The organism is Planococcus sp. YIM B11945 (genome assembly GCF_050864155.1).
In the GTDB taxonomy this organism is placed as follows: Bacteria; Bacillota; Bacilli; order Bacillales_A; family Planococcaceae; genus Planococcus.
In genome coordinates, this window is the sequence record NZ_JBOZWR010000008.1 from 1 (window position 1) to 22,618 (window position 22,618).

The 22,618-nt window shown below is 43.9% G+C and carries 21 protein-coding genes; 13 read left to right on the plus strand and 8 right to left on the minus strand.

The window, feature by feature from the left end:
- Nucleotides 1-375: 375 nt before the first annotated feature.
- Entirely contained in the window at nt 376-1,278 is a 903-nt protein-coding gene (locus ACRRQV_RS15300; RefSeq protein ID WP_432532430.1) for a DMT family transporter, read from the minus strand.
- 105 nt (nt 1,279-1,383) lie between these two features.
- Between ACRRQV_RS15300 and ACRRQV_RS15305 the strand changes: the two genes are divergently transcribed.
- The gene (locus ACRRQV_RS15305; RefSeq protein WP_432532432.1) at nt 1,384-2,115 is read left to right on the plus strand and encodes an MgtC/SapB family protein; all 732 of its coding nucleotides are present in this window, start codon (nt 1,384-1,386) and stop codon (nt 2,113-2,115) included.
- A 12-nt stretch (nt 2,116-2,127) separates the two neighbouring features.
- Nucleotides 2,128-3,123 (plus strand): cation diffusion facilitator family transporter, encoded by a 996-nt coding sequence (locus ACRRQV_RS15310; protein ID WP_432532434.1) that lies wholly within the window; start codon nt 2,128-2,130, stop codon nt 3,121-3,123.
- A gap of 37 nt (nt 3,124-3,160) precedes the next feature.
- Here ACRRQV_RS15310 and ACRRQV_RS15315 read toward each other — a convergent pair whose 3' ends face one another.
- From ACRRQV_RS15315 to pruA, 4 genes are all read right to left on the minus strand, one after another.
- Nucleotides 3,161-4,324 carry an iron-containing alcohol dehydrogenase gene (locus ACRRQV_RS15315; RefSeq protein WP_432532436.1) on the minus strand — a complete coding sequence of 388 codons (1,164 nt, stop codon included), beginning with the start codon at nt 4,322-4,324 and terminating at the stop codon, nt 3,161-3,163.
- A gap of 107 nt (nt 4,325-4,431) precedes the next feature.
- On the minus strand, nt 4,432-5,676 hold the full coding sequence (locus ACRRQV_RS15320) for a Glu/Leu/Phe/Val family dehydrogenase (RefSeq protein ID WP_432532438.1): 1,245 nt from the start codon (nt 5,674-5,676) through the stop codon (nt 4,432-4,434).
- Between the two features lie 82 nt (nt 5,677-5,758).
- A complete protein-coding gene (locus tag ACRRQV_RS15325) occupies nt 5,759-6,952 on the minus strand; it encodes an ornithine--oxo-acid transaminase (RefSeq protein ID WP_432532440.1) in 1,194 nt (397 codons plus the stop codon).
- A gap of 59 nt (nt 6,953-7,011) precedes the next feature.
- Nucleotides 7,012-8,556, minus strand: a complete 1,545-nt coding sequence (gene pruA / locus ACRRQV_RS15330; protein ID WP_432532442.1) for an L-glutamate gamma-semialdehyde dehydrogenase — start codon at nt 8,554-8,556, stop codon at nt 7,012-7,014.
- Nucleotides 8,557-8,693: 137 nt separating this feature from the next.
- On the opposite strand from pruA, the gene ACRRQV_RS15335 reads away from it, so the two are divergent.
- Entirely contained in the window at nt 8,694-10,001 is a 1,308-nt protein-coding gene (locus ACRRQV_RS15335; protein ID WP_432532444.1) for a sigma 54-interacting transcriptional regulator, read from the plus strand.
- 33 nt (nt 10,002-10,034) lie between these two features.
- Here ACRRQV_RS15335 and yugI read toward each other — a convergent pair whose 3' ends face one another.
- The gene (gene yugI / locus ACRRQV_RS15340; RefSeq protein ID WP_432532446.1) at nt 10,035-10,409 is read right to left on the minus strand and encodes a S1 domain-containing post-transcriptional regulator GSP13; all 375 of its coding nucleotides are present in this window, start codon (nt 10,407-10,409) and stop codon (nt 10,035-10,037) included.
- 86 nt (nt 10,410-10,495) lie between these two features.
- Nucleotides 10,496-13,111 carry an RNA polymerase sigma factor gene (locus ACRRQV_RS15345; protein ID WP_432532448.1) on the minus strand — a complete coding sequence of 872 codons (2,616 nt, stop codon included), beginning with the start codon at nt 13,109-13,111 and terminating at the stop codon, nt 10,496-10,498.
- Nucleotides 13,112-13,249: 138 nt separating this feature from the next.
- Here ACRRQV_RS15345 and ACRRQV_RS15350 point away from each other — a divergent pair, with 138 nt between their 5' ends.
- Complete coding sequence (locus tag ACRRQV_RS15350) at nt 13,250-14,584, plus strand: sodium-dependent transporter (protein WP_432532450.1); 1,335 nt, start codon at nt 13,250-13,252, stop codon at nt 14,582-14,584.
- A gap of 97 nt (nt 14,585-14,681) precedes the next feature.
- Nucleotides 14,682-14,900, plus strand: coding sequence for a helix-turn-helix domain-containing protein (locus ACRRQV_RS15355; protein ID WP_432532452.1), 219 nt, complete (start codon nt 14,682-14,684; stop codon nt 14,898-14,900).
- Between the two features lie 54 nt (nt 14,901-14,954).
- Here the strand turns inward: ACRRQV_RS15355 and ACRRQV_RS15360 are convergent, their stop codons facing one another.
- Nucleotides 14,955-15,215, minus strand: coding sequence for a DUF1871 family protein (locus tag ACRRQV_RS15360; RefSeq protein ID WP_432532454.1), 261 nt, complete (start codon nt 15,213-15,215; stop codon nt 14,955-14,957).
- 214 nt (nt 15,216-15,429) lie between these two features.
- Here ACRRQV_RS15360 and ACRRQV_RS15365 point away from each other — a divergent pair, with 214 nt between their 5' ends.
- From ACRRQV_RS15365 to mnhG, 8 genes are all read left to right on the plus strand, one after another.
- Nucleotides 15,430-16,662: an MFS transporter gene (locus tag ACRRQV_RS15365; protein ID WP_432532456.1), complete on the plus strand. Its 1,233-nt coding sequence runs from the start codon at nt 15,430-15,432 to the stop codon at nt 16,660-16,662.
- A gap of 200 nt (nt 16,663-16,862) precedes the next feature.
- Nucleotides 16,863-19,277 carry a Na+/H+ antiporter subunit A gene (locus ACRRQV_RS15370; protein ID WP_432532458.1) on the plus strand — a complete coding sequence of 805 codons (2,415 nt, stop codon included), beginning with the start codon at nt 16,863-16,865 and terminating at the stop codon, nt 19,275-19,277.
- Nucleotides 19,264-19,686: a Na(+)/H(+) antiporter subunit B gene (locus ACRRQV_RS15375; protein ID WP_432532460.1), complete on the plus strand. Its 423-nt coding sequence runs from the start codon at nt 19,264-19,266 to the stop codon at nt 19,684-19,686. The genes ACRRQV_RS15370 and ACRRQV_RS15375 overlap by 14 nt, the downstream gene beginning before the upstream one ends.
- Nucleotides 19,686-20,033 carry a Na(+)/H(+) antiporter subunit C gene (locus tag ACRRQV_RS15380; RefSeq protein ID WP_432532462.1) on the plus strand — a complete coding sequence of 116 codons (348 nt, stop codon included), beginning with the start codon at nt 19,686-19,688 and terminating at the stop codon, nt 20,031-20,033. The genes ACRRQV_RS15375 and ACRRQV_RS15380 overlap by 1 nt, the downstream gene beginning before the upstream one ends.
- Nucleotides 20,026-21,507, plus strand: a complete 1,482-nt coding sequence (locus tag ACRRQV_RS15385) for a Na+/H+ antiporter subunit D (RefSeq protein WP_432532464.1) — start codon at nt 20,026-20,028, stop codon at nt 21,505-21,507. Before ACRRQV_RS15380 ends, ACRRQV_RS15385 begins: the two co-directional genes overlap by 8 nt.
- Nucleotides 21,508-21,513: 6 nt before the next feature.
- Entirely contained in the window at nt 21,514-21,993 is a 480-nt protein-coding gene (locus tag ACRRQV_RS15390; protein ID WP_432532466.1) for a Na+/H+ antiporter subunit E, read from the plus strand.
- The gene (locus tag ACRRQV_RS15395) at nt 21,990-22,271 is read left to right on the plus strand and encodes a Na(+)/H(+) antiporter subunit F1 (protein WP_432532468.1); all 282 of its coding nucleotides are present in this window, start codon (nt 21,990-21,992) and stop codon (nt 22,269-22,271) included. The genes ACRRQV_RS15390 and ACRRQV_RS15395 overlap by 4 nt, the downstream gene beginning before the upstream one ends.
- Nucleotides 22,255-22,617: a monovalent cation/H(+) antiporter subunit G gene (gene mnhG, locus ACRRQV_RS15400; RefSeq protein WP_432532470.1), complete on the plus strand. Its 363-nt coding sequence runs from the start codon at nt 22,255-22,257 to the stop codon at nt 22,615-22,617. The genes ACRRQV_RS15395 and mnhG overlap by 17 nt, the downstream gene beginning before the upstream one ends.
- Nucleotide 22,618 lies beyond the last annotated feature (1 nt).

Consider the following 22,618-nt stretch of genomic DNA (forward strand, 5'->3'; position numbering starts at 1 on the left):
CATGTATTAGGCACGCCGCCAGCGTTCGTCCTGAGCCAGGATCAAACTCTCCATTATAGAAGCTTGATTGCTCATGCTGGCGCTCGCCATCCCGAAGGATGCGCGAATCGCTTGATCTGAGTAAACTCTGATCAGTATGTTTTTTTGCTCTGATCGCCCAAGGGCGACCGTCGCAGAAATTTTATTGCCGCGTTCGGAACGCGTCAATAATTTTTGTTGACGTTTTGCTGTTCAGTTTTCAAGGTTCAGTCGGCGTCGCTCATTTGCGACTTTATTAATATACCTTAGTAACAATTCGCTGTCAATACTATTTTGAAATATTTTTTCGACTTGTTTTAAGGACATTTATAACTATAAACCGACTGCTTTTAAAAATCAACCCCTATTTTTAAAAAACACTGATTTAATTTTTCTATAATCTGTAATAAAGAAAATAATCCCTAGCAATACTATGCTTCCACCGATTATTTGGCTTTTTGTAAGCAGTTCGTCAAGGATAAAATAAGCTAACACGGCAGCTCCCACTGGTTCAAATAAAATCGCAATGGAGATGACATTTGTACTTACCCACTTTAACGCCCAATTAAATAAAGTATGCCCCAATAAGTTCGGGATCAAAGCCAGGAGCAAAAACCACATCCATTCAGAAGCCGGATACGGTCCAAAGGATTCTCCTTTAACAATAATATAGAAAAATAATGTTATGGTGCTGACTCCGTAAACGATAAAGGTATATGTCATCAACGAAAGTCTTTTACGGACGTCTTGGCCAAACAAAAGGTAAACAGTAATTAAAGCACAAGCAATCAAGGCCAATAAATCCCCGTAAAGTGCCGATCCGCTAATTCGAAAATCACCGTAGCCGATCAAAACACTGCCTAGTATTGTAATAGCTCCTGAAACAATGGTCTTAACTGATAACTTCTCTTTGAAAAAGAAATAAGTTCCCGCAAACGCGAATAACGGCTGCAAAGTTACTAATACCGTAGAACTGGCAACAGAGGTGTAGTTTAACGATTCAAACCATAAAATGAAATGAAATGCCAAAAAAACTCCAGCGATTCCCGTAAATGCCCAATCTCGTTTGCTTAGCTTTTTGATTTCATGGGTATATTTCAAAATAAAGAGCGGACTCATGAGGAGTACGGAGAATAACATTCGGTAAAACGCAGTGACTCCTGAGTCTGCTGATGTCATCTTGACGAATATTGCTGAGAGCGCTACTGAAAACACGCCAATGATAATTGGTATGTAAGGATGAACTGCCGGTTTTTCCATGGTGATACCTCTCGCCTTTCTCTCGTTCTTTTTTCTTCGGTACTCATAATAGTTTGACAGTTCCCCATTTCTTTATCAACCCTAAATAGATAGGAGGTAACCTATATGGATTTTTTCTCCGCACTCCAAATCTCCTCATTTGAAACCTTAGCTAAACTGCTTCTTGCCGCTTTTCTAAGTTTGGTGATTGGCTTGGAGAGAGAACTCAAAAGAAAACCAGTGGGATTGAAGACGAGCATCGTCATTTCGACATTCAGTTGCCTTCTTACAATTATTTCAATTGAATCTGCCTACATCGCTAGAGGGAGTGTATATGATAATGTTAATATTACGATGGACCCTCTTCGCTTAGCGGCTCAAATTGTTTCAGGCATCGGTTTTTTAGGCGCTGGTGTTATTTTAAAACGAGGCAACGACTCGATTTCAGGATTGACGACAGCTGCAATGATTTGGGGGGCTGGCGGAATCGGAATTGCGGTTGCCGCAGGCTTTTATGTAGAAGCTGCTATATCGGTAGCCATCATTTTGATCGGCATTGAGGTCCTTACTCCCTTGCTCTTTAAATTCGGACCTAAACGCTTGCGAATGACTGAAGCGAATTTAAAGATCACCATCTCCGATCCGGCTTCTCTTTCCAGCCTTATGGAGGAATTAAAAAAAGGAGGACTCCTTATTGAAGCGATGTCCATCGCCCATAAAGGCGACGATCACTCATCCAACAAACACATAGTTACGGTACGCGCTTTCTATGTAGAAGACAAAGCGACGATTGACATGTACCAGGAAATTTCAGAGATTAAAAATGTAGAGCGGGTTGAAATTGATTTAATCACTTAAGGAGGAAAACAAATGACAGAATTTTTCACACTATTAAAGGGAGGCAATAAGCCTTCGCTGTACGCAGCAATTACTAACACATTTATCGCCATCATGAAAGGCATCGCATTTTTCTTTACAGGAAATGTCGCGATGTTCGCTGAAACGATGCACTCGATCGGCGACGCCGCCAATCAATATTTTGTTTTTATCGGTTCTGCGTTATCGAAGAAAGCACCAACGAAACAATTTCCGAATGGGTTTGGCCGACTGCTGAACATCGTCTTGCTCGGTGCGGTATTAATCGTTGGTATTATGGCGTATGAGACAATAATTGAAGGCTGGCATCAGATGACGCATCCAATGGAAGCAGAAGGCTTTATCATCAGCGTTATTGTTTTGTCTATTGCAATTATTTTAGAAGCTGCTGTGTTGTATAAAGCCGGCAAAGAAATTCTCCATGAAGCTGGCGTTAAAGGCGGCGCTATGGCTCCATTGACGACAAGCTTCGCCCATATGAACCGCGCCAAGCCCGCTACAAAACTTGTCTTCCTTGAAGATTTGGTAGCGACGGCTGGTGGTATACTTGCACTTATTGCCGTGTTGATTGCGCACTATACCGGCTTTCTTGCTATTGAAGGTGCTGCCTCTATCGCAATTGGTTTGATGATGTTTTACGTGGTGATGCGCGTCTTCTTAGAAAACGCCCGCGGAGCTATCGGAGAAACTGACGAACAGATGGTCAACCATATCGCACACTTGTTGACCGACCACCCTGACGTACGGGATATCCAAAAGCTTGAAGTGTTAAAAGAAGGCGAATTCCTTCATGTGGAAACGAAAGTTGAGATTGATCCATCGTTAACCGTTGTTGAAGCGGACAACCTGCAAAACTTATTAGCAGAAATTATTTTAAGCCAACCAAGTGTCAACGATGTTCTCGTATCGTTTGATGCAGACGACGGGGAAACCCACTGGAAGCATGTAAGCACTCGTCCAGAGTCACTTCCACCATTAACAACTAAATAAAAAAAGGATTGAGCGGCTTCGCTCAATCCTTTTTCTTTTATAAAGAGGCTTGTAAAATTGATTTAACGTCTTCATCGTTCAATTTGGTGAAATTGCCGAACTCTCCGTATACCATAGCTTTTTCAACCATAACGTCGATTTTCGAATCGTCGATATCGTAATAATCTAGGCGAGTCGGTGCGCCGAGCGATGTCCAAAACGCTGACAAACGGTCAATGCCTTCTAAAGCAACTTCCTCTTCTGTCTTGCCTTCAGTTTCCACATCAAATACGCGAACAGCCATTTGCGCAAAACGTGTAGGGTTTACGTGTACATTATGGCGCATCCATTGAGGGAATAAAATAGCCAATCCCCCGGCATGTGGAATGTCATAAACAGCGGAAACAGCGTGTTCAATATTGTGAGTAGCCCAATCCCCTCTATAACCCATTTGAAGGAAATTGTTCAACCCCATCGTTCCGGCAAATAAAATCGTTTCACGATGTTCAAAGCTTTGAAGATCTTTCATTAACTTTGGAGCCGTTTCGATAATGGCTTTTAAAACGCCTTCACACATGCGATCTTGTACCGGTGTGTTCGTTGCATTGTTGAAATACTGCTCAAAAATATGAGACATCATATCCACAATTCCGTATACCGTATGGTTTTCAGGGACTGTGAGTGTATAAGTAGGATCTAAAATTGAGAATTTAGGGAAAGACAACGGGCTGCCCCAACCGTATTTTTCTTGTGTTTCTTCGTTAGTGATTACAGATCCGGAGTTCATTTCCGATCCAGTAGCTGCTAAAGTCAGAACTGTACCGAATGGCAAAGCTTCTGATGGTTGGGCTTTTCGGGACACTAAATCCCATGCATCACCATCGTATTTTGCGCCGCAAGCAATCAATTTTGCACAATCAATAACAGAACCGCCGCCAACTGCCAAAATTACATCAATGCCTTCAGTCTTACAGATTTCAACGCCTTTTCTCGCTGTCGAAATACGTGGATTCGGCTCTACACCTGCAAGTTCAAACACTTCAAGATTCGCTTCTTTCAGCGTTTCCATTACTTCATCGTACAAACCATTCTTTTTAATGCTGCCTCCACCATATACAACCAAAACTTTATTACCATATTGTGGAAGTTCGTTTTTCACTTCTTGTAATTGCCCTTTGCCAAAAATCAATTTTACTGGATTGTAAAAAGAAAATGCATTCATGTTTTCATCCTCCTATTCGATTAATATTATGTCGTTTTCTAGAAGCAAATGCAAAAATTAAAGCCGAAAACCCGTTTGGAATTTATCCAAACGGGTTTTCGCAAGCATTATACCCAGCCACGGAAGCGCGAAGCTTCAGCAGTTCTGCGGGCGCCGACCATGTATGCCGCTAAACGCATGTCGATATTGCGAGTAGTTGCTACATTATAGACGTTTTCAAAAGCATCAACTAATTTTTTGGTTAACTTTTCATCGACTTCTTCTTGTGTCCAATAGTACCCTTGGTTATTCTGAACCCATTCAAAATAAGAAACGGTAACTCCGCCAGCACTCGCCAATACATCCGGCACTAAAAGAACGCCGCGTTCGGTCAAAATTTTGGTTGCTTCTGCAGTCGTCGGGCCATTTGCCGCTTCTACTACAATAGAAGCTTTAATGTCAGCAGCGTTATCAGCAGTGATTTGGTTTGAAATCGCCGCAGGAACTAAGATATCGCAGTCTAGTTCAAACAACTCTTTGTTTGTAATGGTGTTGTCAAACAACGTCGTCACTGTTCCGAAGCTATCGCGGCGGTCCAGCAAGTATTCTATGTCCAAACCATCGGGATCATGCAAAGCACCGTAAGCATCGGAAATTCCGACAATTTTGGCACCAGCATCATACAAGATTTTAGCCAAGAAACTGCCGGCATTCCCAAATCCTTGGATAACTACGCGAGCATCTTTAATGTCTAGTCCGCGTTTTTTGGCAGCTTCATAAATACAAATGGTTACACCTTGAGCTGTTGCTTTATCGCGGCCTTGGGATCCTCCGAGAACAATCGGTTTCCCAGTAATAAAACCAGGTGAATTGAATTCATCGATTTTGCTGTATTCATCAAACATCCAAGCCATGATTTGCGAGTTCGTGAAAACGTCAGGGGCTGGAATATCTTTATTCGGTCCGACGAATTGGCTAATAGCGCGCACATATCCGCGGCTCAATTTTTCGATTTCATGCATAGACATTTCACGCGGGTCACAAATAATGCCGCCTTTGGCCCCGCCATATGGCAATTCCACAATTCCGCATTTAAGCGTCATCCACATTGATAAGGCCATAACTTCTTCGCGGTTAACATCCGGATGAAAACGGATGCCGCCTTTTGTCGGCCCTACTGCATCGTTATGCTGCGCACGGAATCCTGTAAACACTTTCGTATTGCCATCATCCATACGAACAGGAATGCGGACTTCTAGGATCCGCATAGGTTCTTTTAGAAGTTCATACATCGATTCTTCATATCCAAGTTTATCCAAAGCAGTTTTTATTACTTCCTGCGTTGACGTCAACAAGTTCAGGTTTTCAGCCATTGTATTAGTTCGCCTCTTTATTTTATAGTAATTACTCCGCAACTAGTGTAACATACTTGCTTTTCCATTTGTGAGTTAGTTCTTAATTAGCAAAGACTTTTTGGATGCGTTCGATTGCCCAGTCCAAATCTTCTTTTGAAATAATTAATGGCGGGGCAAAACGAATTACCGTATCGTGCGTTTCTTTGCACAAAAGCCCGAGTTCTTTCAATTGTTCGCAATACGGACGAGCAGCTTCAGTCAATTCCATGCCGATGAACAATCCGCGGCCTCTTACTTCTTTAATAGAAGGGTGTTGGATTTCACGCAATTTGCTCATGAAGTATTCGCCAAGTTCAAGCGAACGATCCGCCAATTTTTCATCTTGCAACACTTCCATTGAAGCGATGGATACGGCACAAGCAAGGGGATTTCCGCCGAATGTTGACCCATGTGATCCGGGGTTGAAGACGCCTAAAATATCGTGGTTGGCTACTACACATGAAATCGGGAACACCCCGCCGCCAAGTGCTTTGCCAAGAATGTACATGTCAGGCACTACGTTTTCCCATTCGCAAGCGAACATTTTGCCGGTACGAGCCAAACCGCATTGAATTTCGTCCGCAATGAACAATACATTGTTTTCGCGGCAAAGTTCTCTTGCAGCAGACAAGAAGCCTTTTTCTGGCATAATGATTCCTGCTTCACCTTGGATCGGCTCGATCAAGAATGCAGCAGTGTTAGGCGTGATGGCATTTTTCAATGCTTCTAAATCGCCAAATGGGATCAAGTTGATGCCTGGAAGCATCGGGCCGAATCCTTTGCGGTATTCAGGATCTGAAGACAAAGACACAGCAGTCATTGTGCGGCCGTGGAAGTTGCCGTTGCAAGCGATGATTTCCGCTTGGTTTTCAGCTACTCCTTTGACGTCATAAGCCCAGCGGCGCGCCGCTTTGAAAGCGGTTTCAACCGCTTCTGCTCCTGTATTCATTGGCAGCGCCATTTCCTTGCCGGAAATTTCGCAAATCATTTCATACCATGGAGCTAGCATATCGTTATGGAAGGCACGGGATGTAAGTGTTACCCGATCCGCCTGGTCTTTTAGCGCTTGAATGATTTTCGGGTGGCGGTGGCCTTGGTTAACAGCGGAATACGCTGATAGCATGTCCATGAATTTATTGCCTTCTGGATCTTTTACCCAAACTCCCTCTGCTTCCGTGATGACGATTGGAAGTGGATGGTAGTTGTTCGCACCGTATTTTTCTGTTTGCTCAATGATTTGTTGTGTTTTTGTCATAATAATCCTCCTTTTGTTAAAAAAAGGCAGACTATTGGTCTGCCTTTAATTGAATTCAATTATAACATTTCTGATGTAGTTTTTGCTTGCATGTGCAGTGTCAAATAATCAGGGCCGCCAGCTTTAGAGTCAGTTCCTGACATATTGAAACCACCGAATGGCTGATAGCCTACGATAGCGCCTGTGCACCCACGGTTAAAGTAAAGGTTGCCGACGTGGAATTCTTCACGGGCGTATTCCAAGTGTTCACGGTTGTTCGTGATAACCGCTCCTGTTAAGCCATATTCTGTGTTATTCGCAATTTCAATCGCTTCTTCAAAGTCTTTTGCTTTTGAAATACCGATGACTGGCCCGAAAATTTCTTCTTGCATAATGCGAGATTTCGGATCAAGATCAGCGATGATTGTTGGATTCACGAAGTAACCAGTTGAATCGTCGCCAGTTCCGCCTGCAACAATGCGGCCTTCGCCTTTTCCAATTTCAACGTATTCCATAATTTTTTTGTAAGCTGCAGCATCGATAACCGGACCCATGAAGTGAGTTTGGTCTTCCGGGTTGCCGACTGTCAATTCTTTTGTCAATTCGATCACACGGTCAAGAACTGTATCATACACGTCTTCAACGATAACTGCTCGTGAAGCTGCAGAACATTTTTGTCCACTGAACCCGAATGCCGATTTAACGATTGATTGAGCAGCAAGCTCAAGATCTGCTTCTTTGTCGATAACCATTGTATCTTTTCCGCCCATTTCAGCGATTAAACGTTTCATCCATACTTGTCCTTCGTTCACTTTAGCTGAACGGTCTGCAATGCGAAGACCGACTGCGCGTGAACCAGTGAATGAGATAAAGCGAGTTTTCGGATGGTCAACAAGGTAATCGCCTACTTCAGCGCCTGGTCCAGGGATGAAGTTGACAACGCCTTTAGGCATGCCCGCTTGCTCTAAAACTTCGATAAATTTATAAGCAACAACTGGAGTTGTTGAAGCTGGCTTAAGTAGAACCGTGTTTCCTGTTACCATAGCGGCAACAGTCGTTCCTGCCATGATTGCAAATGCAAAGTTCCATGGAGAAATAACAACGCCTACACCTAAAGGAATATAGTCGTAGCGGTTGTATTCGCCTGGACGGCTCATAACTGGCATGCCATCTTTTAGACGCAGCATTTGGCGAGCATAATATTCAAGGAAGTCGATTGCTTCTGCAGTATCTGCGTCTGCTTCGTTCCATGGCTTCCCTGCTTCTTTCGTCAATAAAGCCGAGAATTCATGCTTGCGGCGGCGAATGATCGCTGCTGCTTTGAACAGAACGTCTGCACGCACTTCAGGTTTTACTTTTTTCCATGTTTTGAAAGCTTCAAGAGCACTTTGCATTGCTTTTTCAGCTAATTCTCTGTTTGATTTTGAAACGCGGCCAACGATTTCTTCTTTGTTTGCCGGATTGAATGAAACAATTTTATCTTCAGTCGTAATGCGTTCTCCACCAATAATTAAAGGGAAATCTTGCCCCAAATAAGTTTCGACAGTTTTTAAACCTTCCAAATAAGCAGTACGGTTCGATTCAATTGAAAAATCCGTAAAGGGTTCGTGTTTGTAGGGAATCATGTAAATCCTCCTTAATATTCATAAAATAAGCGCAAAAAAAATTTGCACTAATAAACTATTTCCATCTATAATAATGCAAAAGATTGTTGCACATTTCAAGTATTTTCGACGAAAAGATGAAAAATAATTTTGAGGTGATGGATTTGACTACTAATGATACGGATTTAACACCTTTTTATGAATTTGCCGGAGAACATGTTTCAGTCGGTATCCACGCCGTAGATGCAAAAGGCAAGACCATTATTTACAACCGGAAAATGAAAGAAATCGAGGGATTTGATTTTGAGGAATTAGCGGATCGGTCGTTTCTTGAAATGTTTCGCTTTGGCGAACAAGAAAGTACGTTGTTGAAAGTTCTTCAAAACGGCCAAGCCGTATTGAACGCAAAACAAACCTACTGGAATCGCAAAGGGCAAGAAATTACCACCATTAACGACACTCATCCCATTTTTTCAGGGGACAAGCTCGTCGGCGCCATTGAATTGTCGCGCGATGTCACGACTCTTGAAAAGGCAGTTTACCAGCCTTTGAAAAAATACGAAGAACCGATCACGTTCAATAGCATCACGGCGGTATCGGCCAGCATGCGCAAAGTGATTGAAACGGCGGAAAAAGCGGCGGCAGCCAAATTGCCGGTCTTGCTCATCGGCGAGTCGGGCACCGGCAAAGAATTGATCGCGGAGGCAATACACTGGTCTGCATCTTCCACAGGAAAGTTCCATACTTTGTTTTGCCACGGCATAGACCCCAATGTTTTGGAGCTGCTTTCACAAAATATGGCGAGCATGGACGGCGGCACTATTTATTGCGAGCGCATTGATTTATTGCCCCTCCCGCTGCAAGCCCAGCTGCTTGAAATGGTCCAACAGCAAGCAGGAAGCAGCCTATGTTTTATCGCCAGTGTCGGTGAAGATCCGGTTGAATTGATTTCGGCGGAAAAGTTAATGAAGGAACTCTTCTATTTCTTTTCGGCGATGACGATTCCCCTGGAGCCATTGCGAAAACGAAAAGAAGACATCTTCCCTTTTGTCGATGATTATTTTTCCCGCCACCGCATGAATCTCGGGTCCCACATTAAAGGGCTTGACGACGAAGTTTCGGCCATATTCCAAATTTACGACTGGCCGGGCAATTTAAAAGAGCTTGAAATGCTGCTTGATGAAGTCACGTTCATGATCACGAACCAAGATCTGGTGACGCTCGATTTGCTGCCGCACTATTTTATAGCGAAAACAACAGCTTCCGGAAAATTAAGTCCTGAAGATTTTCTAGTAAACGGCAACAAAGAACTGCTCCCTCTAGAAAGCTATTTGTTCGAAGCTGAAATGTACTATCTGCAAAAAGCGATGAACCTCTATAACGGCAATGTCACCAAAGCCGCCAATGCACTCGGCATGAGCCGCCAAAATTTGCAGTACCGCTTAAGAAAAATCAAAAAAAAATGAAGGACAGGTTTTTCGCCTGTCCTTCATTTTTTATTATTGACCGGATTTGTTGATCCATTCTTGCATTTTATCTTTCAACGAGTTGAAGCCTTCTGAATCATTTTCATTCACATGTGATTGAAGAGATTGTTTTGGCTTTTCGCTGCGTTGTGGTGCTGGCGGCTGTTCTTGAAGCGCACGGATTGAAAGGCTGATTTTTTTAGATTTTTCATCAATTTCCAATACTTTTACGTTTACTTCTTGTCCAACTGCAAGATATTCGCTGACTTCTTTAACATAGCCATGCGTGATTTCTGAAATGTGGACCAAACCTTGTGTTTTTTCATCCAATGCAACAAATGCACCGTATGGCTGAATTCCTGTTACTTTACCTGTTACTGTGTCGCCTGCTTGATATGTGTTTGTCATGTTCTACCCGCTCCTAGTCTTATCTAATTCCTGTACACCTTATTGGCATCTGTAAATTATAGCACAGTTATAGGGGCAGAGTAAAATTAGTAGGCGGTTATATCTCTCATGCGCCACCCATCCTCGGTTTTGACCATGGGTAATTCTTCGTAGACGCGGCCATCCGGACTGTTCAGCAGAATATCCATTTTTGCAAAGCCCCATATCTGTCCATATTCATACGAAAACATATCCAACGAAAACTCAAGGTTTCCTATCGTTTCAAGCCGCGGCAAATTGCGGTCGATGATTTGTTGTTCGAATGATTCCAAAGGCATCGATTGTGCTGGTTCTTCCATTAATGCAAACATCGTTTCATAATCCGCTTTTTCTGCCGCCACTAAAAACATGCCGGCAATTTCCCCGGGCGTGGCTTCGTCCAAAAGCTTTTCATCAGGAGTTTTAGCAAAGGCTTTGTAAAGCCTGGTTACAGCTTGTACGTATTTTTCTTCTTCAGCCACCGAATGTTTTTCATACATGTAATTTTTCACTTGCCAAATATGGTCTTTTTTCGTTGTCAATATCGGCACTGGCGGAATCATCATGCCTTCGGTATGGAAGTTGATCTGTGGGCTAAGGTAGATTTCTTCTTGCATCCGGTATAAAGATTCTTCGTATATTTCCACCCAAAGTGCTTCTTCTGCTATATCCGGTTCTTGGATCCAATGCTCCATATATTCTTCAAGCGGAGGCTTTGTTTCATCATCCGCCAGCAAATGCCACATTGTTTCCGGGTCTTCCTTTTTGTTTGCATAATGGTATAAGAACAAGACATCCAATGGCGGCACATTCTGTAGGCGGGTAAGGTCGTAATCTTTTTTAAAGTCATTGTACAATTTTCCGGATTTCTCGTACGTAAAATCTTTCATATCAAGAAACAGCGGTTCAACTGAAACATCTCCATTTGGAAGCTTTGGCGCCAATTCTCCCTGTTTCTCCATTTCAAGCACGTCCAGAATTTGGTTATACGCAAGTTGTGAATAATGCTCGGAATGGGTCCAGCCGCTTGCTTTCATTTCCTCAAGAATCGGAAGCATCATGTAAATTAGCGGATTTCCAGTATGCTTTGTTAAATTTGTCCAAGCCATTCGATATTCTTCTTTCACTTTCCCTTGATCGTCAAAAACGGGATTGCTTTCGCTTCCTGTCAGCAATAGCCAAAACGTGTGCTGAAAAATAAATTCATATTCTGAAAACACTTCGCTTGATACTTGTTCCGATTCCAGCAGAAACATCTCCATCTCTTGCAGATGGTATGAAATCGTTTCAACAGGCAATAATAGTTCCGTACCTTCAAAATATGGTTCGTTCGCAAGAAGCGGCAAATAGCGGTAGCCTAGACTTCCCTGGTTGAGGAATTCATTGGAAAATAATATATCCATATTCCGCCGGGTGAAAAATTTCGATTCTGCGGGATGCACGGCGGCAATTAGCATGGCTTCGTCCAGCGAATCCAATACCCTTCTCACTTCTTCGGAATATTGGTTTTTGTGTGCCATTAAATAGTCGGCGGAAAGCTCTCCATTAAAAACAGCCTGGGCCAGTTCGACTTGATTGCTTCGGAAAACGCCATCATAAATATCCATTAGTTCTTTTGTTTTCTTGGAGAAAGAATGAAGAAATTCAGCAGCTTCTTTTGCTGACATGTTGTTTTCATTCAGCAAACCAATCATTTCTTTTGGCGTTTGGGCGTTGCGCAGCACGCGATTAATTTGGTGTTCCATCTTTTCCGGCTGGTTTTTCAGCTTTTTGATATTGCTTTTTTTAAGCGTCCTCTCAAACATCACATCCGCTTGCTGCACATATGCCAGCTCATTATACGTTTTTTGGTCCAATCCCAGTTTGTCAGCCGATGTCTTGAGAATGGTTTTGTATTCCTTACGCCATTCATCTACCATGTTGTCCGTAATCACCGTACTTTCTTCTTCAACAGCTGCAGTAGATTCTTGTTCTGCTTCATTCATAAAAAAAGAAAAGCCGATCACTCCGACAAGAAATAGTGAAGCAGCACCAATCAACCCAACTGCCCCTCTTTTAAGCGAAGGCGTTTTTCTTTCCGGTGCGATTTCAAATTGTTCTTCTTTTTCATCCGCAATAAAAAGTTCGGTTTCATCAAAAGCTGGCATAAATCGGGCATAAGAAGTATCGAGCAATTGGAGGCGTTTTTCCAGCATTTCCGGTGTTGGCAAGTCCAGCTTATCCAATAAAAGCTCTTTGGCACGCCGGATCGAGTCCGCTAGTCGGTCTTCCGGTTCGGCTAGCAATAGTGAAAGTTCGTGCTCTGTTTTCCCGTGAAAATAAAACAAGGTGAACAGCACTTTATCTCTACCGGGCAATTGCTGGATGCTTTCATGAATTTCGCGGTCTTCTTCAAAACGGATGGAACGGTCTTCTTGGCTTGAATCCTGCTTTTGATGAAACGGCAAACGGTCGATGCACAGTTTAACCAACACATTTTCTGCTGCGTGCTCATCTTGGAATTCTGCCGGCAACCGGTTATAGAAGCGGCGAAATACATCGAGCTGAAACGGCTGCAGCTCCAAATGCCCAATGCCATTTTGATAGCCGAAGCGTGCAATCGGCATATGATGCAGGGCGCTCCATTCCGCAAAAGCCCGCCTTTCTCCCTTCATCGCGCTTTCAAACAGTTCTCCATGTTCCATCACTTTCGACCCCTTAAATTTTTTAACAATTCATAATTTATTATACATTATAAAAGGCCGAGAGATTTCAAGAAATCCTACTTTTTTCGAAGTTCATCGTGTAGAATGAAAAAATCTATAGAGAGCAGGAGTGAAGATATGAAGAAGCGTGAACAATGGACTTCCAAAATCGGGTTTATCCTCGCAGCTGCCGGCAGTGCCATCGGGCTCGGCGCTATTTGGAAATTCCCATACGAAACCGGAACGAATGGCGGAAGCGTCTTTATTTTAATGTTTATCATCAGTACGGTCGCCATCGGGCTGCCGATTTTGCTGGCTGAATTTATTATCGGGCGCCGCGGCCAAGCCGATGCAGTCACTGGACTAAAAAAACAGGCACCGGGAAAATATTGGTTTTTGATCGGCTGGTCCGGATTCTTTTTCTCATTTATTATTCTTTCTTTTTACTCAGTGGTCGGCGGGTGGATCTTGTCATATTTAGGCCGATCATTGTTGCTTCAACTGTCGAATTTAGGCGATAATGCATTTGCTGATTTGTTCGGCAGCATCATTGGCAACCCGTGGGAAGTGCTGATTGCACAAGGCTTGTTCATGTTCTTGACGGTATGGATCGTCCAAGGCGGAATCAAAGGCGGAATTGAACTCGCCAGCAAAATTATGATGCCCGCACTGTTAATTTTCTTCGTCTTGTTGATGATCCGTTCGTTGACGTTGGACGGCGCCATGGAAGGCGTGCGTTTTATGCTCGTTCCCGACTGGTCTTTCTTCAATTTTGAAACGGCGCTCACGGCGCTCGGCCAAGCATTTTTCTCGCTCAGCGTCGGCGTAGCCGGTATGATTACATATGCTTCTTATTTGTCGAAAGAAGAGAACTTGACGCGATCGGCCATCAGTGTGGTCGTATTGAATATCGCCATTTCCGTCATGGCTGGTCTCATCATTTTTCCAGCAGTCTTTGCGCTGGGCTATACACCTGATCAAGGCCCAGGGCTCGTCTTTATCATTTTGCCGGCTATTTTCGACCAATTGTTCATGGGGCAATTTTTAATGATTGTATTTTTCGTTTTGATGTTGTTCGCAACGCTGACTTCTTCGATTGCCATGCTCGAAATTACCGTTTCGATCATTGTTAAAGAACGATACGATCGCCGCCGCAGAGCTTCTTGGATTTTCGGTTTGTTTATTTTCATTTTCGGTATTCCAAGTGCGTTGTCGTTCGGTTTATGGTCTGAACCGTATATGTTTGGCTATACGTTCTTTGATTTCGCTGATATTGTCACAAGCCGAATTGGATTGCCATTAGGCGCGTTGCTCACTTCCCTTTTTGCAGGCTATGTATTGACCAAAAAAGACGCGGAAGCGGAATTGATGGGTGAATCATTATGGGCTAGCACATGGCGCATTCTCGTACGGTTTGTCGCGCCAGTTGCTATTTTGATTGTTTTTGTCCGCGGAATCATCGACTTTTTCTAAGGAAAATGTTCTCAATTTGCCACAGTTTCGATAATCGAAATAATTTGATTGTGCTATGCTTAACAAAAGAAAGCTATTCCATCACCTAAAGGAGTGTATGCATTTGCAAAAAGATTTACACGCCCAGTTAAAATTCCTGCGGGAAGAACGCAAATTGTCTTTGGACGATTTGGCGTTGAAAGCGAGAGTAGGCGTTGCACGCTTGCAAGCTTACGAATCAGGAGAAGAAGTACCTTCTGTTCAAACGATTTTAAAATTATCGAACGCATTAGAAGTGCCGGCATCTAACTTGTTGGACGGCGTCGAAACAGTTTAATAAAAAGAGCTTTCAGCCAGTCGGCTGAAAGCTCTTTTTTACTTTAAAGCATTATTAAATAATGTGTTTCGCTTCAAATTTCAGCGCCAATAATTTATAGGAAATTTCCACACAACGTTCGAGCGGAATCCATTTATCAAATGAAAACTCGTAAATGGTTTGTATTTTTTTTGCTAAATCCGACGGGTCGTCCAGTTCTTGCAACGCGCCAACCACATCAACGATTTCGGTGTCGTACAACTCGCTGCCAATGGCAAACGGATCCCATTCTTCTAAAATCCAGCCGGCTCTTCGGTTCATTTCACTTGTGTCCATTCATCTCACCTGACATTTCTGTAGCATTAACAGCTATATTATCACAGTAATAAAAAAAGAAAAGAGCACCATCAAAAGTTTTGGCTGTCCCGATTTGGGGCAAGTTAATAAGAACCTTGATTTATCGGCTTTTCTGGTCTCTCTTACTTTCTTCGTCTATCGAAATATTATATAATTAAAGATGGGTTCACGTAATGGAAAGAAGGGGTTCCGCATGAAAATGCAAAAGAAAAATTTTACGATCATCATGTTCACCAATTTTCTTGTAGCGGGCAGTACGACTATGATTATGCCATTTTTATCTCTTTATATTGAATCGCTCGGCACTTATACTGAAGAATATGTTCAACGATGGGCAGGTCTCGTGTTTGGCGTTACGTTTGTGGCGGCTTTGTTCATGTCTCCAATTTGGGGACGGATTGCAGATAAATACGGCTACAAGCCGATATTGGTTATTAACGCTTTTGGGATTGCTACAAGCATTTACATGATGGGAACGGCCGATTCGGTCCATGAACTGTTTTTCATCCGCTTGTTTATGGGGCTTGTCACCGGGTTCATTCCCACTTCTCTTGCTTTTGTCAGTTCTCAAACGTCAAAAGAAGTAGCGGGCCGCACCCTAGGGACGCTTCAAATGGGCAGTGTGTCGGGCACCTTGTTTGGTCCGGTAATCGGTGGGCTTATGGCCGATTCGTTCGGTTTTGAATATACATTTCTTATTACCGCAACAGTCATAGGGATTGCTGGGCTTTTTGTCTTTTTTGGCATCAATGAAGTCAAACGCATGAAGAAAAAAGACGCTCATGTCTATGCACGCAAAACGATCATTCAAGGCATCTTGCATCACCGCCTGCTGTTGAACGTCATGATCATCACGTCTTTGATCCAAATCGGCAACTTCAGCATTCAGCCCCTTCTTTCACTGTATGTAGCACATTTGACTGAAGGCAGCGGCCAAGTGGCATTTTTAGCCGGTGTGACATTCAGCGCAACCGGCGTCGGGAATTTATTGTTTGCCAGAAGATGGGGACGGCTCGGCGATACCATCGGCTATGAGAAAGTGTTGGGCTTCTTGCTTTTGTTGGCCTTCCTCTTTATCATTCCGCAAGCCTTCGTCACCGATCTTTGGCAATTGATGGTTCTTCGCTTGCTGTTTGGCATTGCGGTCGGCGGAATGATTCCGACGACGACGGCTTTGATGAGACGGGAAGCGCCGATTGAAATTCAAGGCGAAATTATGGGCTATAATACCAGTTTCCGTTTTCTCGGGAATATCATCGGCCCGATGTTCGGCGGGATCGTCAGCGGCTTTATCGGCATACCTTCGGTTTTCATCGTTACGGGCGTGCTGTTTGTCATTTCGTATGCGTTTTTAACCTACACATTGAAAAAACCCGAGCAGGATTTTGAAGATGTCTTGCTCGAGCAAGAACTGAAAACGATGTAAAGCTAGCCGGTTTCCAATAGAAACCGGCTATTTTTATATTTATTGCGAACAATTTTAACCGGGTTTCTTCCTATTTCATTATCGCTAAAACATTCGAGCAGAATCGCAGCTTTCCTTTTTCTAACAATGCAAAGCCCTTGCAATTGCGTTATAATTTTTTATAGTCACTTATTATTTATAAGCTTGGAAGGAGGATTCTTTTGTCACTTGTATTGTTAATTTTTCTGCCTGTTCTTGCAGCCCTTTTTGTTCCGCTGCTATTTAAAAAAATGAGGCAGATTCATACGGGCTGGTTTGTGCTAGTTGTCCCTGTCATTTTGTTTCTGTATTACGCTACGCTAGTTCCGACTACCTCGGTAGGCGGCCACCTCATTTCCCGTTTGGAATGGATCCCTTCTCTAGACATTGCCTTTGTGGCTTACTTAGATGGGCTCAGCCTTTTGTTTTCATTGTTGATTACCGGAATTGGGGCCTTAGTGGTGTTGTATTCGGTTTTCTATTTGAATAAAGACCGGGAGCAATTACATAATTTTTACGTCTATTTATTGATGTTTATGACGGCAATGCTCGGAGTCGTGCAATCCGACCACCTGATTACCCTATACCTGTTCTGGGAATTGACCTCTATTTCTTCTTTCTTATTGATCGGTTATTGGTATACACGCGACCGTTCAAGGTTTGGGGCATTAAAATCAATGATGATTACGGTCTTTGGCGGATTGATGATGCTTGGGGGTTTTGTTCTTCTCAGCATTATGGGCAATACGTATTCAATCCGCGAATTGATCGCACAAGCTCCTGACCTTGCTAGCCACGATTTTTTCATCGGGGCGCTCATTTTGGTGCTGCTTGGCGCCTTTACGAAATCTGCTCAGTTTCCATTTTACATCTGGCTTCCGGATGCAATGGAAGCGCCAACTCCCGTCAGTGCTTATCTCCACTCGGCGACAATGGTTAAAGCGGGGCTTTACATTGTAGCTCGCTTCACGCCCGTGTTTGCGGTTTCTGGCACGTGGATGTGGCTCGTAGCTGGCGTCGGGTTGTTTACAATGGTGTGGGGATCAGTTTTCGCCTTGAAGCAAAAAGATTTAAAAGCGATCCTTGCCTTTTCGACCGTATCACAGCTCGGCCTGATCATGTCGCTGCTTGGTGCTTCGGCTGCCGGATTCCATATTGAAAACGCTTCAGAAACCGTTTTTAAATACGCGGCGTTCGCAGCTATTTTCCATTTGATCAACCACGCGACGTTTAAAGGCAGCTTGTTTATGATTGCCGGCATTGTTGATCATGAAACCGGTACACGCGACATCCGAAAACTCGGGGGCTTGATGAGCCTGATGCCAATTTCATTTACAATCGCCATGATTGGTTCGTTTTCAATGGCCGGACTCCCTCCGTTCAATGGATTTTTGAGCAAGGAAATGTTTTTGACCGCCATGTTGTCATTAACAGAATTTGATTTGTTCTCGATGGATGTGTGGGGAATCTTGTTTCCTGTGATCGCTTGGATCGGCAGTGTTTTTACGTTCATCTATAGTTTCTATTTTGTTTTCCATACGTTTGCAGGCAAACACAAACCGGAGCTGCTGCCAAAACCGGCACATGAAGCACCGATTGGTATGCTTGTATCTCCTGCCTTGCTCGCTTTATTGGTTCTCGTTATTTTCTTTATTCCGAATCAAGTCGGCGAATGGCTGATCAAGCCGGCTGTTGTTGCAATTCAGCCATTCTTGTACAGTTCGCCGGCAGAAATTGATATTCACGTGGCTGCTTGGCACGGAATCAACCCAGAATTGTTGATGACGCTAGGAATTTTTCTTGTCGGCGGCATTTTGTTCTGGACGCTTCGGAAATGGCAGAAAGTTTACCACATGTTTCCGGACACCATTTCGCTTAATCGCTTGTACGACAGCTTTACGTATTTAAGCGACGGCGGAGCGAACCGCTTTTCTGCGCTGTACATGACCGGATTTATCCGTTCGTACTTGGTTTACATGTTCGGGTTTTTTATTGCGATCGTGCTTAGCACATTGGCGTTAACAGACGCCTTTGCTTTCAGCACAGACAATTTGGCGCCGATCGGCTTCTACGAAATTCTAATTTTGGTCGCATTGGTAGCCGGCACCATTACTATTTTGGTTTCAAAGTCACGTCTGACGGCCATTATCGCACTCGGCGCAGTCGGTTATTCGGTCGCTTTGTTCTTTGTCATTTTCCGGGCTCCGGACTTGGCGTTAACGCAGCTGGTCATCGAAACGATTTCAGTCGCTTTGTTCTTGTTGGCGTTTTACCATTTGCCGAAAAACAGCAAAGCCGAAGAACGCGTTGGCTTTAAATTCGGCAATGCCGTCATCGCATTAGGGGTAGGCGCGACAATGACGCTTGTGGCCTTGTCAGCTCATTCCCAGAAAATCTTGCCTTCCATTGCCGAATTTTACAAAGAAACGGTTTCTTCAGAAGCGGGCGGCGGCAATATCGTAAACGTCATTTTAGTCGATTACCGGGGCTTTGATACATTGTTTGAAATTACCGTGCTCGGGATTGCTGGAACTGCGATCATTACGATGATTAAATTGCGCCTTAGCAGAAAGGAGGGACAGCATGAGAACAAATGATGTGATGCTCCAAACCGCCACGAAAGTCGTCACTTTTATCATTTTGATGTTTGCTGTCCATATTTTCTTTGCGGGCCATTACACGCCCGGCGGCGGATTTGTCGGAGGGCTTTTAACTGCCAGTGCCATTGTCTTGTTGATGCTGGCTTTTGACATTGAAACGGTGAAAAAAATCATTCCGTTTAATTACGTGATCATGATCGCGATCGGGTTATTGCTGGCACTCGGCACAGCGAGTGCATCCATTTTTTTCAATGTTCCTTTTTTCACGCATGCTTATGACTACTTCAATTTGCCGCTATTCGGCAAAACGTCGCTGCATTCAGCTGCGTTGTTTGATTTAGGTGTGTATTTGGTTGTTGTCGGAGTTACGATGACCATTATTCAAACGATTGGAGAGGATGAATAATGGAAATTATTATGTCGGTGGTCATTGGCTTTTTATTTATGGCGGCCGTTTACTTGATGCTTTCGAAAAGTTTGATCCGCATTATCATCGGGACCGGCTTATTGAGCCACGGAGCGCATTTGCTCATTTTGACGATGGGCGGACTTGGTGGCACAGCGCCTCCTGTTGTCTCGGAAGGCGTTGCCATTACGGATTATGTGGATCCCCTGCCCCAGGCATTGATTTTGACGGCGATCGTTATTTCATTTGCAGTTACATCATTTTTCTTGGTTCTTGCCTATCGGGCATACCAGGAACTCGGTACAGATGATATGAATTTAATGAGAGGAATTGAAGACCGTGATTAACTTACTTCTATTCCCTGTCATTATCCCTTTGCTGTTTGCTTCCATCCTGTTGTTTTTTCCGAAAAATATCCGCATGCAGCGAACTGTCGCTGCGATTGGAGCGGGGCTTGCCTTTATCGCAGGATTGTTCTTGCTGGCAAAAGTCAAAGCGGATGGCGTGCAGGCGGTCACACTTGGGAGCTGGGACGCTCCGTTTGGCATCACAATGGTATCTGATTTGTTTTCGGTCCTGCTGGTGCTCAGCGCTTCACTCATTGCCTTGCTCGTCATTTTTTATAGTTTCCAGACAATCGGCAAGGAACGCGAGCAATCGTTTTATTACCCAGCGGTACTGTTTTTGCTGCTCGGCGTAAATGGAGCGTTTACGACAGGAGATATTTTCAACTTATTCGTATTTTTTGAAGTGCTGCTGATGTCTTCATACATGTTGATTGTTCACGGCGGTGAAAAACCTCAGCTGCGGGAAACCATTAAATACTTGCTGGTAAACGTCATTTCTTCCGCATTCTTTGTTGCCGCTGTTGCCTTCTTGTATTCGGTGACCGGTACGTTGAATATGGCAGACTTGGCTGTGAAAATTCCACAGATTGAAGAAACCGGCATTTTAACCGTTATCGCCGTCTTGTTTTTGGTGGTCTTCGGTTTTAAAGCAGCCATTTTCCCTTTGTATTTTTGGCTGCCAGGTTCGTATAATGCTCCACCGGTTCCAATTTTGGCGTTATTTGGTGCATTGCTGACAAAAGTCGGCGTCTACGCCATCATGCGTACATACACGTTGTTTTTCACCATGAACATCGACTTTACCCATGAGCTGCTGGCAATCATTTCGATCTTGACCATTCTAGCAGGATGCGTCGGAGCCCTCGCTTATTTTGATGTAAAGAAAATTATCATTTACAACATCATCATTGCCGTCGGGGTCATTTTATTTGGGGTTTCCCAACTGAATGAAGCGGGAGTGGATGGCGCCATCTTTTACTTAGTGCACGACATGCTCATCAAAGCCGCGTTGTTTTTCTTGGTTGGCATTATTGCCGTCTTATTTGGAACAACTAATCTTCGTGAAATGGGCGGGTTGATGAAAAGCTATCCGGTTCTCGGCTGGGTTTACTTGGTAGCTGCATTCGGTTTGGCTGGCATTCCGCCACTCAGCGGCTTCCCAGGAAAACTGCTGATTATCCAAGGCGGCTTTCAAGGGCCGAACTTCTGGGGCAGCTTGGTGATTTTAGTGACCAGTTTGCTTGTTTTATTAAGCGTCATCCGCATTTTCGTTTATGCGTTCTGGGGAGCTCCCGTTCAGACCGTTTCCATTACAAAATCAGCTTATCAACAAATGTTCATTCCTTCCGTAGCACTCGTCATCTTAACGATCATCGTTGGCGTCGGTGCGGAACTGTTCATGCCGCTCATCTCAGGTGCCGGCGATGTGCTATTAAATCCATCCATCTATATAGATGCGGTATTAAAGGAGTAGATGGCGATGGCCTTACAAGTATTGCTTAATTTCTTTTTGGCGTTGGTGTGGATGTTTATGACCGTGTCGTTCACGCCAACCGGATTCGCGATTGGTTTTCTGGTCGGCTTATTGCTGATCGTATTGATGCGCCGTTTTTTTTCCTACCGGCTATACATTTTCCGCATCTGGGCCGTTATCTCCCTGTTCTTTTTGTTTATTAAAGAATTAATTTTGGCCAACTATTCGGTGTTTAAACTGGTGATTCAGCCACGGCTTTCGATTCGCCCCGCCATTTTCGAACTGGAAACGGAATTGGAGCGCGATTGGGAAGTGACCTTGTTGGCAGCGCTTATTACGCTGACGCCGGGGACATTGGTGGTCGCCATTTCCGATGACCAAACAAAGCTTTACATCCATGCAATTGATTTTGAAGATATCGAAGGCGCGGTTCAAGCGATCAAAACGACGTTTGAACGCGCAATTATGGAGGTGAGCCGCCCATGATGACGTTTTACTGGACTTCGCTCATTATTGTCAGCTGTGCATTCGCGGCTCTTTTATACCGTTTGATCAAAGGCCCGACTACTGCGGACCGGGTAGTGGCGCTCGATGCTTTAGGCGTCTCCCTTGTTTCCATTGTCGCGCTTTTGTCGATGATTATCGGAACCAAATTTTTCCTCGAAATCATTTTGCTGCTTAGCATCCTTTCTTTTATTGGAACGGCTGCATTTGCCAAGTTTATCGAGAGAGGAGTGATTTTCGACCGTGACAATCGCCGCTAATGTACTAATCATTGTATTTATAAGCGTAGGGGTCATTTTAAGCGTTGTAGCAGCCCTTGGCCTTATTCGGCTTCCGGATGTTTATACGCGGACCCACGCTGCTTCCAAAAGCTCAACAATGGGTGTTCTGACGATTTTATGCGGGACCTTCATCCATTTTACGTGGATTGAAGACCATTTTAATTCGGAATTGCTCATCGCCATTGTTTTCTTGTTCATCACGTCGCCTGTCGCTGGCCACTTGATCGGCCGCGCAGCCTATGTATCGGGCATTAAATTAGCCGATGTGACGGTGAGGGACGACTTGGAGCCTGTGCTTGGCAAAAAAGCGCTAAAGAAAAAATAAA